Raw genomic sequence first — 16,288 nt, forward strand, 5'->3', positions numbered from 1 at the left:
GTTACTTTTTTGAACATCTGAGACTTTGTGGTTAATTTCTAATGGCAGTTAATCTTCTGTTGTCATGTAATTAAAATTCACCGCCTGGAGTTCATCGCTTGGACCGGTGCTCCGGTAGAAGTCAAGAGCATATTTGTCTTCGAGTTCGGCCTGAAGGTACATCTCCTGGAAGCCATTTCTTACGCAATGCTCTTTTAAAAATTCCAACAACCTGCTGCCGATCCCCTTTCTCTGGAAGGGCTGGAACACCGCCAAGTCATGGATATACAGGAGGGGCTTAGTGGAATGGTACTGGGTAAGCACGTAGGCGGTTAGCCCGGCGACGGTTTGGTTATCAACAGTGGCTACTACTGCTATAAACCCATCTTTCCTTAGTACTTCTACGAGGTAATTGGAATCTGGGCGGGTGTAAGGCTTATACTCAAAGACATGGTCAAACACATCCAAAAGCTCCTGAAAAGTCCCTAGGTCGGCTGGGGTTAAAACTTTGATGTCTAAATTCATTTTTATTATATCCTCTATCCTATTCTCAATTCAATCACCTCTTAACAGACGGATTTTCCTATCCATAAGAGGGAAATTATCTTTGCCTAATTTTCTACCAGAAATCCTCAATGTATCAGATTGCCAAATCCCTATAAGGTAAATTTTCTCTTGTTCAATATTGAAGTCAAAGGCAAATTGATTGGTGCTGTCTTTTTTACTAGTCCAATCAAAACTTGTTTCGTCAGGTTTGTTTATATAGTAGTTTGAACTCTCATCCTGATAATTGGTGGCTTGCATATAGATATTTCCTAAATAATTCAGATCAAATATCAAGTATTTATAATTTCTTGACTCATCAATTAGGTTAGAAATGTCTTGACCATTTTTAAAAGTTGACTCTATTCGATAGATTCCAGAAATAACAGGCTCCTCTTTATTTAATTTTAGAAATTCATAATTGCTGTATGAATTATGCAATGAAAAGTATAGCAAATAAATTACTAATAAAGACTTTAGAGGGAAGTAAATTTTAGATTTAGAAATTAGATTATTTATAGCAGGTATTTCTTTTAAATATACCTGTTTTTTTGAAATAAAGAAATTGAATAATTTATCAGCATTATAGGAGATTAAAATAAATGTCATGAAAAGGTAATTTACCGAAATAATTTTCACCGGTAACCCATAGAAAAGGTTAAACATTACTACGTTGGACATAACTCCCAGAATAATTAGACCCCCAATGAGCGTGGTTCTTCTGAAAAAGAGCAAAATACCTCCTAAAAATTCAAGAATTCCTCCAATAATCTGGTATGGCTCGGATATTTCCATAAATGCCCACAGCAACCCATATGGAGAATAGTCTCCTATTGGCACTATATAGCTAGTCAGATTTAAGGAGAAAAATTGAATAAGAAAGATTTTAGCCAATCCATAGGTAATCATGTAAAAGGCTAAATAGTATCTTATATACGTGAACAGAAAACTTTGGGCATTTGAGGGTATTGAATGTGGAATCTTAATAAACAATAAGAATATGCTTAAGAAAAGTGCCAGTGAAATTTTTGTTATCCAATGTAAGTAATTTGAAAAGCTATCACTAATATCTACTTCTTCTAAGTCAAATTTATTGTCCATATACGAGGTGTCTACCCATAAAATTTTAGATAATTGCTCTATTGGGTAGTTTAACCATACATTTACTATATCCAAATAGGGTAAGAGTTCTAGCGGGAAAAGTAAAGTGTTTAATAAAATATAGGAAAATAAAAAATATAATCCAAATTTTTTAACTGTAGTCATGCTTTTTCCGGGGTTATTAAGTCCGCCTCATTTTAATGTTAATTCTCCCTTTTCATTTCAAACTCCGCGCCGCCCTGTTTGAGCACCATCTTTTCTTCTTCTGGATTAAATTCCAATACCAAAACGAGTTGGCTATTTTCAAATTTGTCTTTTGCGGTTGCTTCAAGAGGGAAGGCAGATTGACCGGTGGCTTGGCCTTTCAATACCCCATCTTCTTTGGTGATGGTGATATCCAAAGGGAATTGAGAGGAGGTATAGGTCCCCACATACTGGTCGAGCTCTTCGGGACTGACATCAAAAGCCTTAAACTCAGGAACGGTAAAAGGCATTCCATAGACTGCTCTCAATACGGCAATGGATATGTTATTGTTTTTGTAACTTGTGCCATTGGAAATCATCGCGTAGGATATCCCACCATCAGTATAATGGATAAATGTGGATGAAAATCCGTCTATTACCCCACTGTGCCCCAGTCCCGTTCTGCCGTTGAAGGGCATCTGGTAAAGCCCCCTCCCAAAATTGTCCTCTATAGTTTTCATCTTCTCAAGGCTTTCTTCCCGAAGTATTTTACCCGCAAATAAAGCATCACTAAACTTTACCAAATCGCTTGGAGTAGAAACGATCCCTCCTGCACCCAATGGAATGGAAATATCCGTCTCGGGTTCAATTTTCCAACTGTTGGCAAAGCGATAAGAATTGCATTCATTGTTTTTGGGGTTGATTTTTCCACCTAAAAAAGTATTTTCCAAACCAACAGGCCTGGTGATATATTCCGTTAAAATATTTTCATAAGATTGCTCGAAGGCTTTCTCCAGGATATAGGAAAGCAGCACATAATTGGAGTTGCTGTACGCTGCCCGCCTGCCGGGCTCAAAATCGCTTCCTGCATTGGTGATAATCTCCACCATTTCCTGTTCTGTTTTGGCTTCAGTAAGCCAAGTGAGGTAATCCGGGTCACTGGTAAAATTATGGATGCCGCTCCGATGGTTCAATAGGTTGGTGATGGTAATGCGGTCAGCGTTGGGTATGGTGGTGAAAAAATCATCCAGAGTCTGGTCGAGTTGCAGTCTATCATGCTCTACCGCCAATAGCGTCAATACTGCCGTAAATGTCTTTGATATGGAGCCTATGCGATATTTGGAATCTTGATCCGGTTTTTCATTGTTTTCCAAGTCGCAAAACCCAACAGATTTGGTGTAAATGAGCTCACCGTTTTGTGACACGGCCACACTGCCCATAAACTTGTCGTTTTGCTCAAGGGCTTCAAAATAACGGTCCAACTTCTCTCTGTCAAAATCCTGGGCAAAACCAACCTGGTTTAAAAGGCCCAATAAGCAAACCAAAAAAAGCGTTTGTTTCATTTTTATACCATTTATGGGGAATTCCATACAAAATAGACGTTTTTAGTTTCAATAGCAACAGGGTGGGGTGAGCATTGATATATCCTTCAAGGTGGAAATGAAAGGTTTTGGGGAATTAATATAGGAAGCCCAATAGATACATCGGTACTTTATTTCCATAACCATGGACAAGGTCATCTGCGATGATATAGATATCCTTCTCTGCGTGGATCTGCTTTTGGTTTTTCTGTTTGCCCCCGACTTCGAAAAGGTATTTCCCATTGACCAGGAAATCTCCGTTTTTTGGAAAGGTTATTTTCAGGCCTGCATTCTGTAACTGTGCCATGGTAAAAGTTTCCCTGATGTTGCCTTTTTCGGGTGTGCCTTCTGCCAGCGCATGGATAAGGCTGGTATTGTGCAGGTAAATTTTGTCCGGCTTGTTCATCATGCTGACCCCGACGGTTGAGCTCCTTAAGTTTCTGACCAACCGGGAGGCTTCAAGAAGATGAAGAAATTCCAACAATTGTAACCTGGTGGTCTCGGTCTTTTCCGCAAGTTTGGAAATGTTGGGCGTAAAAGGAACGGAAGTGGAAAGGATATAAAGGAGCTTCTTCAGTTTTGACTGGGTGGCTACGGTTATATCTTTCCCGAAAGGCAGATCATAGTCGATAATCAAGTTGATCAGCTGGGTTATCTTAGCAAAAAAATCCTGCTCCCCCTCCAAGAAAAAGGGATAGGCTCCAAATTGAAGATGTTTTGCAAGTTCAGCCAATGGCAAAGGTACTTTGGACGAAAGCTCATTGGATATTTCCATATGATGGGTCAAAATATCCGCAATGGAATAACGGGGGAGTCCCAGATTGCTTTTTATTGCAATATATTCCCTTAAGGAGAGTTCAGGAAGCTCATAATAGACCAACCTTCGGCTGAGATCCGCCACAGATTTTTGGAGGGCCAAGATGGAGGAGCCCGAGAGGATAAGTTTTAACTCTGGATTAAAGTCATAAATATTTTTCACTGCTAATTGCCAGTCATCATACTTATGGACTTCATCCAGAAACAAATATTTTCCGCCCTGTTGGATAAAGCTTTCGGCTACCTCAACCAAACTGTGTTGCTTAAAGTAAAGGTCGTCCAAGGATAGGTATAAAGCTTCACTAGGAGAGAGGTTCTCTTTGATATATTGGAGCATCAAGGTGGATTTCCCCGTCCCCCGGGCCCCGGTAATGCAGATGCCCCTGCTCTGCCAGTTGATTTCACCAATCAGGGAGCGCTTAAAGTTAAGCTTGATAGTGTTTAGAAGCGAACGATATTTATTATACAGGGGGTTCATTGTTTATTCAAATATACAAAAATAAGGGTGAATTGTTTATTTGGATAAACATATTTATTTGTTTGCAATGGTAAGGCTTTTTAAAAAACCAATCAATGCCTTGTTGAACGCTTCAGGATTATCCTGATTGGCAATGTGGTTGGCACTTTGGATCTCGACACACTTGCTGCCTGGGGCCTCCTTGTGCCACTGTTCGGCCGCGTTTCTTATAAAAAACAGGTCTTTTTTGCCATAAGTGATAAGGGACGGGGAATTCTGAGGGGCGGGGGATTGGTCTATCAAGTCATAAACCATGTCCTCAGTAATTTTCAAGGCCAGTTTTTTACCGGTTCTCCTCATGGTTTCCGACAGATAGTCCTGAACCTCTTTCTTTTCAGCCCGGTGTTTGCCGAAAGCCGAATAAAACATATTTGCGGGGATTAGCTTAAGCATGAACATCAGCGAAGGCACAAGTTTTTTCGCCCAAGGTCCAATATGCGACTTCAATCTGATGCCAGGCACATGGATGGTGGCTGCACCTTTTTCCGGATACATCCTTTCAAAATGCTGGACAATCATGCTGCCCAAGGATTGCCCCACAAAAAATGCTTTAGGTATCTTAAGTTCTTCTATTAGCCCATTCAGGCATTCTGCTGACAGTCTTGTAAACCGCTTGTTGTAATTTTTCAGTGTAGACTTGCCATGCCCGGGCAAATCCCAAACCAGAACACTATAGTCCGATTGGAGTGCTTTGACCTGCAAATCGAAGGTCCTGTGGTCCATTCCCACACCATGAATAAAAACCACCATGGGTTTATCCTCACTCTGCAAAAGTTCATAATGGATATCCCCAAAAGGACTTTTATGGGTGCCTGGGGTAGTCTTGTTTTGTTTTACATTATCCATTAGCATGCATGAATAATTAGCGTAGGATCAGGTCAACTGAGATAGCATGAGGAAAAAATCAGCTGAGATAGCTAAAATACAAAAAAATGGGGGAAAGCAGGAATGAAATGAGGCAAAGCATCAAATTTAATGGTCCCGAGGCACAGCCTCGGGACAACCTAAAATCCTACTTAGTACATAGTACATCGTACTTAGTACACAAATTACCGCTTCCCCTCCCATGGCACATATACCACCTTTTTGGTTTCGAAGAATTCGTCTTCGAAATAATCTTCCAAGTGGTAAGTTACATAGGAGCAGTGGACTTCTTCCATTTCTTCATCGACGTCACCTCCTTTGAGGTAAAAGATGCCGTTTTGGTATTCGTTGATATCCTCTTTTTTGAACTTGCCCTTTACCCAAGGGTAAAAATTGGCAAATCTGGTAACAGCACGGCTGATGATAAAGTCATAGCGGCGGACAAGGCCTTCTGCCCGGGTTTGCTGAGCTTCCACATTTTGTAGTCCCAGTTGTTTTACGACGTCCTTTACCACCGTGATCTTTTTTCCGATGGAATCGACCAGGTGAAAGTGCGTGTCGGGAAACATGATCGCCAGCGGGATGCCCGGAAAGCCTCCACCCGTACCGATGTCCAGCACCTTGGTGCCAGGTTGAAACTCCATCACTTTGGCTATTCCCAAGGAATGCAATACGTGCTTGGTGTAAAAGTTCTCAAAATCCTTGCGGCTAATCACATTGATTTTGCTGTTCCAGTCCTCATACAGTTCCTCCAGTTGTTCAAACTGCTGCTTTTGCTTATCGGTGAGGTTTGGGAAGTATTTGAATATAGTTTCTAATTGTGAATTCATAGAAAAAGAAACCGCAGAGGCGCAAAGGGCACAGAGGTACAAAATTTTAAATCTCTGTGTACTCTGGTCCTCTGTGGTTATTTAAATTTAATTATATGTGTGTTTAGAAACCGCAGAACTTATACCCAAATTCTTTATGTCCTCTGGTCCTCTGTGGTTACTTTTTTTATATATGCTTGTTTTTCCCCTGAGCGATTTCGTAAAGTAGCTCACGGGATCTATGCAGTTGGGCTTTGACCGTGCCGAGCGGTTTGTCCAACTCTTCGGCAATCTCGTCATAAGAAAGCTCGTCGAAATATCTCAGCTGAACCAATTTCCGATACTTAGCCGGCAATTTGTCCACAAAAATCCTGACCATTTCAATCCTTTGGGATTTGATGAATTCATCCTGAGGGTTATTCTCATCGTCTTCCACGTCGATATTGACGCTGTTTCCGCCATCATCGGTCAGGGTGTTGTTAAGACTCATGGTTTTCAGCTTCTTTTTCCGGATGAAGTCAATGGTATTATTGGTAGCAATCCGGAACAGCCAGGTACTGAAGGTGTAGTCCTTTTTGAATTTATGCAGATTTTTGAATGCCTTGGCAAAAGCCTCCATGGTCAGGTCGTCGGCATCGTCGGCGTCCCTGATCATTTTGAGGATCATGAAGTAAACTGCTTTCTTGTATCTTTTCATCAGAGTGGCAAAGGCCTGCTGGTCCTTTTGCCCGACAGCCCTGTCGATCAGTTCAAAATCTTCTAGTGCTTTATCTGAGAAACCTCTTTCGTTTATTTCCATCTAACTGTTTTTGATAGGTATCCTTTGGTACCCATGACCCAAAAATAACCCAAATAGATCAAATCGAAAAATATGGTCCAAAACACTTTGGTTTGGCCTTCCAATTTCCGATATGCGCCACGGAACACCCCGTAGGCGATGGTTGTCCTGATTAAGAACAGTGCCCCGATGCCGGCAATCATCATCGGGTCCTTTGAAACGGCCATCAATGCAATTCCTGATGCCCAAAACAACAGGTGGCTAAATGCAAAGAGACCGATTTTGAGTTTATCCAAGGTCTTGTAATATTTCCCTGCCTGGAAATGTCTTTTCTTCTGAATATTATAAGAACTAAAAGTCCTTTTAGGTTCCGAAACGGTGATGCTTTCGGGGTCTATGACCATGCTGGTGTTCGAACTGTTGGCGTACTGGTTGACGAAAAGATCATCGTCACCACCCAATATATGCCAAAAGTTCTTAAAAGCTTTCTTCTCCATAAAAAAGCTTTTGCGGTAGCAAAGGTTTCTCCCCACTGCCATGTAGGGGGATTTCCAAAGCCCAAAAGAGAAGTACTGCAATGCCGTGAAAACCGTTTCGTACTGGATGAGCCAATTGAGAAAGCCTTTATCCTTGCGGTAAGCCCCATAGCCGATTGCGAATGTTTTGTTTTGGAGCCTTACCGGGGCAGTCATCAGTTTTGCCCAGTTTTTGGATGCAGGGGTGCAGTCTGCATCAGTGAGAAGAATTACATCATGCTTGGCTACCTTGATGCCCAAGGTAAGGGCGTATTTCTTGGGCGTGACATGGGCGGGGGTATAGTTGACGGTTACCGTGCGCAGGTTTGGATAGATTTCCATAAATTCCTCCAGTAGCTCAGCAGTCTGGTCAGTGGATTGGTCATTCACCACCATAAGCTCAAACTTCGGATAGTCCTGCTTGGCCAATTCAGGGATCAGCTTTTGAAGGTTTTGATATTCATTTCTGGCTACTATCAGCATAGTGACTGCTTCTGGGTTGGCATCATTCAGGTTTTCCTTTACAGGACGGAAAAAGAAGGCCAAACGTCCATAAATGCAGACTAGGTAGATAAACTGAAATAAAAGCGCGGTTAGGAAAAGTAACCCCAAAACCTGAAAGATCATGTTGTTAATGGATAAAGCGTAAATATAAAATCAATTTCCACAACTCTTTTAAGTATAAGCTTATATTTTTGTGGCTTACAAATCTGTGAGGAAAAGACCCCTGTCCCAACAATTTATCATTTAGGACATTAAAGGGCAGGGCAGGATTGGTTAAAAAGATTATGAAATTTATACTTGAAAATACAGATCCGAAAAGCAAGGCGAGAGCCGGAGTGGTGAAAACGGATCATGGAGATATAGAAACACCTATTTTTATGCCTGTGGGTACTGCCGGATCCGTGAAGGCCGTGCATCAGCGGGAGCTTACCTATGATGTGAAGGCCCAGATTATCCTTGGCAACACCTATCACCTCTACCTTAGGCCGGGATTGGATGTCTTGGAGAAGGCGGGTGGGTTGCACAAATTCAACGGCTGGTCCAAGCCTATCCTTACCGACAGTGGGGGGTATCAGGTGTTTTCCCTTTCGGGAACTCGCAAGATCACCGAGAAAGGCGTTATGTTCAAATCCCATATAGACGGCTCCAAGCACAATTTTACTCCGGAGGGTGTCATGGATATTCAGCGGACAATTGGGGCGGACATTATGATGGCTTTTGACGAATGTACCCCATATCCATGTGACTTTGGCTATGCGCGCAATTCCATGGAAATGACGCATAGATGGCTGAAAAGATGCATTGACCGATTTGATAGTACAGAAGGAAAGTACGGTTACAGCCAGACCCTGTTCCCGATTGTTCAGGGCAGTGTGTATAAGGATTTAAGGAAGCAGTCGGCGGAATTCATAGCTTCATGCGGCAGAGAGGGCAACGCAATCGGTGGGCTTTCAGTTGGAGAACCTGCGGAAATGATGTATGAAATGACAGAGCTGGTTACGGAGATACTGCCTACGGATAAGCCCAGATACCTTATGGGAGTGGGTACCCCAGCCAATATCCTAGAAGGCATCGCTTTGGGCGTGGATATGTTTGACTGCGTAATGCCAACCCGGAATGCCCGAAACGGCATGCTCTTCACCACTGAAGGCATTATCAATATGCGGAATGAAAAGTGGAAGGATGATTTTTCTCCCATTGACAGCGGCTTTAACAGTTATGTGAGTAACTTTTATACCAAGGCATACTTAAGACATTTGGTGATCAGTAAGGAAATACTGGCGGCCCAGATTGCCAGTATCCACAATTTAAGTTTTTACTTATGGCTGGTCGGCCAGGCAAGGGAAAAAATCAAGTCTGGGGAATTTGCCACCTGGAAAAATATGATGGTGGAGAAAGTGAGCAGGAGGTTGTAGATAAGTGAAACTAATTTTGAAATTTGGACATTGATTGCAAAAGTGATTGTTTTTGCTTTTAATGCGTTGAGTTATAGTGAATCCCCCAAACTGAATGAAATTACTCGATAAACTGATCATTAAGGATTTTCTCAAGACCTACTTTTTTGTGGTGTTGATGTTGATTCTGATTGTCTTGGTACTGGATTTTACCGAGAAAAATGATGCATTTATCCGTCACAACGTGCCAGGAAACGAGATATTGAAATACATGCTCAATTATGGGCTGTACCTCAATAACCTTCTGACTCCCATTACGGTGTTTATTTCAGTTATTTTCATCACCTCCAAAATGGCCGGGAGGACCGAGATTATTGCCATCTTGAGTTCTGGTGTCAGTTTTACCCGCATGCTGGTGCCTTTCTTGGCTTCTGCCGTTTTGATCGGTGTGGCCAGTTTTCTGCTGAACGGCTGGGTGCTGCCCATCGCCACCGCCGGGGTTTATAATTTCAAGGCAGAGTATCTAGAGGATAACAGAACCTTTGATAAGCAAAATATCCACATCAAGATTTCTCCAGACACCTATGCTTACCTTTCTAGGTATTATACATCGGGAAACATTGGTTATTCGTTTACCATGGAGCAGGTTGAAGATGGGCAATTATTGAAAAAACTTTCTGCCGACCGGATTGTGTGGGATACAGCCAAGAGGGCTTGGACGGTGAAAAACTGGAGACTTAGGGAGTTGCGGGATATGAAAGAGGAGTACTCCGTAGGAGAAAACATGGATACGGTGCTTTCAATTACGCCTAAAGATTTTGACCTGCCCAAAAACCATCATGAAACCCTGATTCTGCCAGAGCTTTCCAAACAGATTGTAATCCTGGAAGAAAGAGGTGCCGATAACGTCAATTTTTATAGGATCGAACGGTATGTACGGTTTATGTCGCCTTTTGCCGCTGTGATCCTGACATTTATTGGGGTGATTGTGTCTTCCAAAAAGACCCGTGGAGGATCCGGATTCAAGATAGCCATGGGTTTTGGGTTGGCGTTTGTGTATATTATTCTTTTCCTGCTTTCCAGAACTTTCGCGGAATCAGGATCCCAATATCCCCTCCTCACCGTTTGGTTACCAAACCTGGTATTTATGGTTACGGGTTTTGTGATGTATAAAACCGTTCCTAGGTAAATGGAGTCCTCGGTAAAGGATTATCTGAAATTGCACCTAGTGGTGTTAATTTGGGGATTTACAGCAATTTTGGGCGTGCTTCTCTCATTTCCAGCTGTGGAGATTGTTTTTTACAGGACTTTTCTGGCCTGTCTAATCATGGGAGCCATCCTTTGGTATAGAAAAGCACAGTTTAGATTGCCTCCAAAAACCTTGATATCCATAGTCAGCACCGGTTTTATTATCTCCATGCACTGGATACTATTTTTCTGGGCTGCCAGGATATCGAATGTCTCGGTGGCATTGGCCGGATTTGCCACATGTAGCCTCTGGACAGCTTTTTTGGAACCGCTGGCCAATAAGTCAAGGGTGAAATGGTACGAGTTGGTATTAGGGCTGATGGTGATTGCAGGACTTTATGTGATCTTCAGATTTGAGTTTGGGTACTGGGTGGGCTTGACCATGGCAGTTGGTTCAGGTTTTCTGGGGGCAGTTTTCACTATTATCAATAGCAAGTTTACCAAAAAGCACAGTCCTTATATCTTGACCTTTTATGAGATGGGCGGCGCTTGTCTTTTCACCCTGATGCTTTTTCCAATTTACACCACATTTTTGACTGATAATGGGTTGCAGCTAGGATGGCAGGGGCTTGATTGGTTGTGGCTGATTCTGATGGCTGGAGTTTGTACTGTATATGCCTTTTCGGCTTCTGTTGAGCTGATGAAAAGGTTGACCGCGTATGCCATCAACCTCACGGTAAATATGGAACCAGTGTATGGAATCATTTTGGCCTTTATGATTTTCGGCGAAAGCGAGAAAATGACTTCTGGTTTTTATGTGGGAACAGGCATCATTTTGCTCTCCGTATGCCTATATCCCGTGTTCAATTATTTCCACAAAAGAAGAAAAACCAAACAGCTGCTTCGTTTGCAATAATCAAAGCTGGGCTTTGAAAGTGAAGTAATCCTCTGGCCATGTGACAATAGTCGGCTCAGTTTCAAACAAGCCGAAAACTGTAGCTCCCGAACCCGACATGGCTGAATAAAATGCGCCCTGTCCATAGAGCTTGTCCTTGATTTCTTTTATTTGGGGGTATTTCTCAAATATACTTCTTTCGAAATCATTCACTAAATTTTCCTTCCAAGTTGATCTGTCTTGTAAAACATCCTTTAATGACTTTACTGGTTTTTGGGGAGTCAAGCCCTGATAGGCTTCTTTGGTTCCTATGTGGATACTAGGGTTGATCAAGAGGATCCACTTTCCTTTCAGATCCACATCCGCAGGCTCCAGGATTTCGCCTCTTCCTGTGGCAATTTTTGGCGTGTTTTCTATAAAGAACGGGCAGTCACTTCCTAGTTGTGCCGCATAGTCTTCCAAAAACCAGCTTTCCAAATGTAGGTCAAAAAGTGTGTTGAAGGAATTCAGCGCATATGCACCATCAGCCGAGCCTCCGCCGAGGCCTGCGCCCATCGGGATGTTTTTGTGCAAATGGATGTGGACGTGGGGCAGGTCATTGAAGTCTTTCCGCATCAATTTAAGTCCTTTTAGAATGAGGTTGTCCGCTTCTTTTCCGGGTATGGGCAGGCCAGTAGACTGGAATTCGGTCTTTTTGCCAGGTATGATTTCTAATGCATCAAACAATGGAATAGGCACCATGCAGGTCTCGATTTCATGATAGCCATCTTTACGCTTGCCGGTAACATGAAGGCCTAAATTGATTTTTGCATTTGGAAAACTTAGCATCTGTTCTGTTAATTTTTTCTACCAAGTGTCAAAGCTATGGGATTATCCTGAATGATGCCACCAGCAACATTTAATTCTTTGGAGGAAGTTAAAATGAAAGACAAAGGCAGATAACCGGAACATTCCAGCCATAATCAGGAAAATAGTCATGAAGTTGGGTTTATTTGGGAATTATCTTCTTTGTTGTTTAAGCAAAAAAATGGGGTGTTTTTTGAAAATAAAAATCATACCGATTTAGATTTTTGCTGTTTTTTTAAATTAGTAGAAAATTTTGGCCTTTGCTATTTTTTGATGGGTTTTAATAATTGCGGTTTTGCCAATGTACATCCTTGCTAAATTATTTTAGGAAAATATGGAAATAAGGAAATAATATATTTTGACAAAATGTCTGTATTAAGAATTTAATATTGGTTGTTTGAGAAATGATGTTTAAGATTGTAATGTCAAACAGTAAAACACAGTAATGTCTCACGCAAAAGCCCTATTTGGTTTCTTTATTTTTATTATTCTCTATTTCAATAGCAGATGAGGCAGCCCTATACTATTAACTTAAATGAAGTGCCTCATCCATAAGGCACTTTTTTTTATACCCCTCTATCAACCAAACCTATGAATAAGCTTAAAAAACACAGTTGGGAAGTTAGTGACAATCAGGAGCATCCTGCGGGAATGGCCATGCTCTACGCCACTGGCCTTTCGGATCAGAAGATGAAGCAACCCTTTGTGGGAGTGGCCAGTTGCGGATACGAAAGCAATCCTTGTAACATGCACTTGGATGGTTTTGCTGAGCAAATCAAGGCTGGGATGGATAAGCAAAAACTTACAGGGCTTAAATTTAACACCATCGGAATTAGTGACGGCATATCCATGGGCACTTCAGGAATGCATTACAGCCTGCCTTCCCGTGAGATCATTGCCGACTCCATTGAGGCATTCATACTGGGACATTCCTTCGACGCCGTCGTGGCAGTGGCAGGTTGTGATAAAAATATGCCCGGGGCCATCATGGGGATGCTCAGAGTGGACCGCCCGGCCATCTTGGTATATGGCGGCACGATCAGCTCAGGAAATTATTTGGGGGAAAAACTAAACGTGGTTTCCGCATTTGAAGCCTACGGCAAAAGGGTGAAAGGCTTGCTGACAGATGAGGATTACATGGGGGTGATTAAAAGCTCTTGCCCGGGAGCCGGGGCCTGCGGTGGGATGTACACCGCCAACACCATGTCATCAGCCATAGAGGCAATGGGGATGTCCCTTCCCCACAGCGCTAGCAATCCCGCCAAATCCCCTGAAAAAGCCATTGAGTGCCAGCAGGCAGCCGAATACATAGCGATACTTCTAGAAAAAGACCTTACTCCAAAGAAAATAATCACCAGAAAAAGCCTCGAAAATGCCGTGCGAGTTGTGGTGGCCTTGGGTGGAAGTACCAATGCGGTGCTTCACCTTTTGGCCATTGCCAAAACAGCAGGAGTGGCGTTCGGGCTGGAGGATTTCAAGCGGATAAATGATGGTACACCGGTAGTGGGCGACTTCAAGCCAAGCGGAAAATTCCTTATGGAGGATCTGCACGAGCAGGGCGGCTTGCCTGCCTTTATGAAATACTTACTAAACGAAGGTTTACTTCACGGGGATTGCTTGACCGTGACGGGCAAAACGCTTGCTGAAAACCTTGCCGATGTTGCCCCAATTGTTGCTTCCAAAATCAACGTGATCCACCCCCTTGAGCAGCCGCTCCAACCAACTGGCCACCTTTGCATTCTACATGGCAATTTGGCGCCAAAGGGATCCGTGGCGAAGATTTCTGGGAAGGAAGGAAGCTCTTTTTCTGGCACAGCCAAAGTTTACGACAGTGAAAAAGAAGCCAATCATGCCATCCGGGATGGGAAAATCGAAAAGGGCCACGTGGTAGTCATCCGTTATGTGGGCCCCAAAGGCGGTCCCGGAATGCCGGAAATGCTGAAGCCTACATCCATGATCATAGGGGCTGGACTGGGCGCTGATGTCGCGCTCATTACTGATGGCCGGTTCTCTGGCGGTACGCATGGCTTTGTGGTAGGGCACGTGACACCCGAAGCCTATGAAGGGGGGCCGATAGGCTTATTAAAGAACGGCGACAAAATCACCATTGATGCAGCAACCCACTCTATTGAGGTTAAACTTTCCCAAGAAGAATTAGATAAGCGAAAGGGAGTGTGGAAAGCTCCAAAGAAAAGCCCTCTTCAGGGAACCTTGAAAAAATATCAAACCCTAGTGTCATCAGCTTCTGAAGGCTGCGTGACGGACAGATAAGTTAAACCAACCTCATCCAAAAGCTATGAACGATACCAGAATCAGAGGAGCGGAGATTGTAATCAAGTCTTTGGTGGCCGAAAAAGTGACCACCTTGTTTGGATACCCAGGTGGGGCCATCATGCCGGTGTATGATGCCCTTTACGACTATATTGATCAAGTGGACCATGTGCTCACTCGACATGAGCAAGGCGCTATCCATGCCGCCCAAGGATTTGCCCGGGTTTCGGGGAAGGTGGGCGTATGCATGGTGACCTCGGGTCCTGGGGCAACCAACCTGATCACCGGCCTGGCCGATGCGCTCATAGACAGCACTCCTCTGGTATGCATCACCGGGCAGGTTGCGTCCCACCTACTGGGGACAGATGCTTTTCAGGAAACTGACGTGGTGGGGTTTTCCATGCCAGGCACCAAATGGAACATTCAGGTAAGAAGGGTGGAGGATATAGCACCTGCCATCAGTAAAGGCTTCCATATTGCCCGTTCGGGCAGGCCCGGCCCGGTGCTTATCGACATCACTAAAGATGCACAATTTGCCCTTGGGGAATTTACTTATGCCCCGACTTTTAGCGTGCGTTCATACAAACCTTATCCTCCAGTAAATTCCAAAATGGTGGAAAAAGCCGCTGAATTGATCAACGGTGCAAAGAAACCATTTGTCCTATTCGGCCAAGGAGTACTGATGGCAAAGGCTGAAGAGGAATTGAGGGCCTTTTTGGAGAAAACGGGTATTCCCGCTGCATGCACCCTGCTGGGATCGGGGGCGTTTTCGGAGGACCATCCACTGTATGTTGGAAAGCTTGGGATGCATGGAAACTATGCACCAAATATCCTGACCAATCAATGCGATGTGTTGATTGCTATCGGGATGAGATTTGATGACCGGGTGACCGGCGATCTGTCCCGCTATGCCACCCAAGCCAAGGTGGTCCATTTGGAACTGGATCCTGTGGAGATAAACAAAAACGTGAAGGCTGATGCGCCTGTGTTGGGCAATTGCAAAGAAAGCCTTTCGCTTTTGATTGACCAGGTTCATCCCAGTTCGCACCATGAATGGCTAAATGAATTTAGGCAGCTGGAGCAGGAGGAAAAGGCCTCAGTAGTTGCCCGGGACCTTTCACCTACCAAAACCGGCCTTACCATGGGGGAGGTGATCCGATATGTGAATGAGTTCAAGGATGATGATGCTGTTTTGGTCACCGATGTAGGGCAGCACCAAATGATTGCCTGGAGGTATTTTGATTTCAAAAACAGCCGGACCCAAGTCACTTCTGGTGGGCTAGGTACGATGGGATTCGGTCTTCCGGCCGCACTTGGTGCCCAATTGCACAATCCTTCAAGGCAAGTAATCTGTGTGGTCGGGGATGGAGGCATTCAAATGACTGTACAGGAATTGGGCACCATCATGCAGACCAAGGCGCCAGTTAAAATCATCCTGCTCAACAACAATTACCTGGGCATGGTGCGCCAATGGCAACAGATGTTCTTCGATAAAAGGTACAGTTTCACGGAGCTTGAAAACCCAGATTTCATCAAAATCGCAGAGGCTTATAAAATTAAAAGTAGCAAAGTAGAGCAAAGGGAAGATTTGAGCGAAGCGGTAGCAGACATGTTTTTGCATGAAGGACCATATTTTCTCGAGGTAGTGGTGGCCAAAGAGGACAATGTCTTTCCAATGGTAGCCACCGGCTGTTCGGTAGACGAAATCAGGTTAAGCTAAGCGT

At 43.6% G+C, this 16,288-nt stretch carries 14 protein-coding genes; 5 read left to right on the forward strand and 9 right to left on the reverse strand.

Going from position 1 to position 16,288, the window contains the following annotated elements; translation table 11 throughout:
- Positions 1-48 precede the first annotated feature (48 nt).
- The 8 genes from KIH41_RS07450 to KIH41_RS07485 form a co-directional block, all read right to left on the reverse strand.
- A complete protein-coding gene (locus KIH41_RS07450) occupies positions 49-504 on the reverse strand; it encodes a GNAT family N-acetyltransferase (protein WP_214162025.1) in 456 nt (151 codons plus the stop codon).
- Between the two features lie 30 nt (positions 505-534).
- Positions 535-1,788 carry a hypothetical protein gene (locus KIH41_RS07455; protein WP_214162026.1) on the reverse strand — a complete coding sequence of 418 codons (1,254 nt, stop codon included), beginning with the start codon at positions 1,786-1,788 and terminating at the stop codon, positions 535-537.
- 38 nt (positions 1,789-1,826) lie between these two features.
- The gene (locus tag KIH41_RS07460; protein WP_214162027.1) at positions 1,827-3,149 is read right to left on the reverse strand and encodes a serine hydrolase domain-containing protein; all 1,323 of its coding nucleotides are present in this window, start codon (positions 3,147-3,149) and stop codon (positions 1,827-1,829) included.
- 115 nt (positions 3,150-3,264) lie between these two features.
- Complete coding sequence (locus tag KIH41_RS07465) at positions 3,265-4,461, reverse strand: ATP-binding protein (protein WP_214162028.1); 1,197 nt, start codon at positions 4,459-4,461, stop codon at positions 3,265-3,267.
- Between the two features lie 54 nt (positions 4,462-4,515).
- A complete protein-coding gene (locus KIH41_RS07470) occupies positions 4,516-5,346 on the reverse strand; it encodes an alpha/beta fold hydrolase (protein WP_214162029.1) in 831 nt (276 codons plus the stop codon).
- 203 nt (positions 5,347-5,549) lie between these two features.
- A complete protein-coding gene (gene rsmG / locus KIH41_RS07475; protein ID WP_213943482.1) occupies positions 5,550-6,194 on the reverse strand; it encodes a 16S rRNA (guanine(527)-N(7))-methyltransferase RsmG in 645 nt (214 codons plus the stop codon).
- Between the two features lie 166 nt (positions 6,195-6,360).
- On the reverse strand, positions 6,361-6,972 hold the full coding sequence (locus KIH41_RS07480) for an RNA polymerase sigma factor (RefSeq protein WP_213943483.1): 612 nt from the start codon (positions 6,970-6,972) through the stop codon (positions 6,361-6,363).
- Positions 6,963-8,093, reverse strand: a complete 1,131-nt coding sequence (locus KIH41_RS07485; RefSeq protein WP_214162030.1) for a glycosyltransferase — start codon at positions 8,091-8,093, stop codon at positions 6,963-6,965. Before KIH41_RS07485 ends, KIH41_RS07480 begins: the two co-directional genes overlap by 10 nt.
- Positions 8,094-8,254: 161 nt before the next feature.
- Here KIH41_RS07485 and tgt point away from each other — a divergent pair, with 161 nt between their 5' ends.
- From tgt to KIH41_RS07500, 3 genes are all read left to right on the forward strand, one after another.
- Positions 8,255-9,385, forward strand: a complete 1,131-nt coding sequence (gene tgt, locus KIH41_RS07490; RefSeq protein WP_214162031.1) for a tRNA guanosine(34) transglycosylase Tgt — start codon at positions 8,255-8,257, stop codon at positions 9,383-9,385.
- A gap of 94 nt (positions 9,386-9,479) precedes the next feature.
- Entirely contained in the window at positions 9,480-10,553 is a 1,074-nt protein-coding gene (locus KIH41_RS07495; RefSeq protein ID WP_214162032.1) for an LptF/LptG family permease, read from the forward strand.
- Positions 10,554-11,468: a DMT family transporter gene (locus tag KIH41_RS07500; protein WP_213943488.1), complete on the forward strand. Its 915-nt coding sequence runs from the start codon at positions 10,554-10,556 to the stop codon at positions 11,466-11,468. It abuts the gene before it with no gap.
- On the opposite strand, the gene ispE is transcribed toward KIH41_RS07500, so the two are convergent.
- Positions 11,469-12,275, reverse strand: coding sequence for a 4-(cytidine 5'-diphospho)-2-C-methyl-D-erythritol kinase (ispE, locus tag KIH41_RS07505; RefSeq protein ID WP_214162033.1), 807 nt, complete (start codon positions 12,273-12,275; stop codon positions 11,469-11,471). It abuts the gene before it with no gap.
- A gap of 609 nt (positions 12,276-12,884) precedes the next feature.
- On the opposite strand from ispE, the gene ilvD reads away from it, so the two are divergent.
- The gene (gene ilvD / locus KIH41_RS07510; RefSeq protein WP_214162034.1) at positions 12,885-14,564 is read left to right on the forward strand and encodes a dihydroxy-acid dehydratase; all 1,680 of its coding nucleotides are present in this window, start codon (positions 12,885-12,887) and stop codon (positions 14,562-14,564) included.
- 25 nt (positions 14,565-14,589) lie between these two features.
- Positions 14,590-16,284 carry a biosynthetic-type acetolactate synthase large subunit gene (gene ilvB / locus KIH41_RS07515; RefSeq protein WP_214162035.1) on the forward strand — a complete coding sequence of 565 codons (1,695 nt, stop codon included), beginning with the start codon at positions 14,590-14,592 and terminating at the stop codon, positions 16,282-16,284.
- The last annotated feature ends 4 nt before the right edge of the window (positions 16,285-16,288 follow it).

Origin of the sequence: Litoribacter ruber (assembly GCF_018500185.1) — a bacterium.
In the GTDB taxonomy this organism is placed as follows: Bacteria; Bacteroidota; Bacteroidia; order Cytophagales; family Cyclobacteriaceae; genus Litoribacter; species Litoribacter ruber.

Bases quoted from the DNA above. Each gene is read 5' to 3' on its own strand.
- KIH41_RS07450 (WP_214162025.1), bottom strand. From the start codon at position 504: ATGAATTTAGACATCAAAGTTTTAACCCCAGCCGACCTAGGGACTTTT.
- KIH41_RS07455 (WP_214162026.1), bottom strand. From the start codon at position 1,788: ATGACTACAGTTAAAAAATTTGGATTATATTTTTTATTTTCCTATATT.
- KIH41_RS07460 (WP_214162027.1), bottom strand. From the start codon at position 3,149: ATGAAACAAACGCTTTTTTTGGTTTGCTTATTGGGCCTTTTAAACCAG.
- KIH41_RS07465 (WP_214162028.1), bottom strand. From the start codon at position 4,461: ATGAACCCCCTGTATAATAAATATCGTTCGCTTCTAAACACTATCAAG.
- KIH41_RS07470 (WP_214162029.1), bottom strand. From the start codon at position 5,346: ATGGATAATGTAAAACAAAACAAGACTACCCCAGGCACCCATAAAAGT.
- rsmG (WP_213943482.1), bottom strand. From the start codon at position 6,194: ATGAATTCACAATTAGAAACTATATTCAAATACTTCCCAAACCTCACC.
- KIH41_RS07480 (WP_213943483.1), bottom strand. From the start codon at position 6,972: ATGGAAATAAACGAAAGAGGTTTCTCAGATAAAGCACTAGAAGATTTT.
- KIH41_RS07485 (WP_214162030.1), bottom strand. From the start codon at position 8,093: ATGATCTTTCAGGTTTTGGGGTTACTTTTCCTAACCGCGCTTTTATTT.
- tgt (WP_214162031.1), top strand. From the start codon at position 8,255: ATGAAATTTATACTTGAAAATACAGATCCGAAAAGCAAGGCGAGAGCC.
- KIH41_RS07495 (WP_214162032.1), top strand. From the start codon at position 9,480: ATGAAATTACTCGATAAACTGATCATTAAGGATTTTCTCAAGACCTAC.
- KIH41_RS07500 (WP_213943488.1), top strand. From the start codon at position 10,554: ATGGAGTCCTCGGTAAAGGATTATCTGAAATTGCACCTAGTGGTGTTA.
- ispE (WP_214162033.1), bottom strand. From the start codon at position 12,275: ATGCTAAGTTTTCCAAATGCAAAAATCAATTTAGGCCTTCATGTTACC.
- ilvD (WP_214162034.1), top strand. From the start codon at position 12,885: ATGAATAAGCTTAAAAAACACAGTTGGGAAGTTAGTGACAATCAGGAG.
- ilvB (WP_214162035.1), top strand. From the start codon at position 14,590: ATGAACGATACCAGAATCAGAGGAGCGGAGATTGTAATCAAGTCTTTG.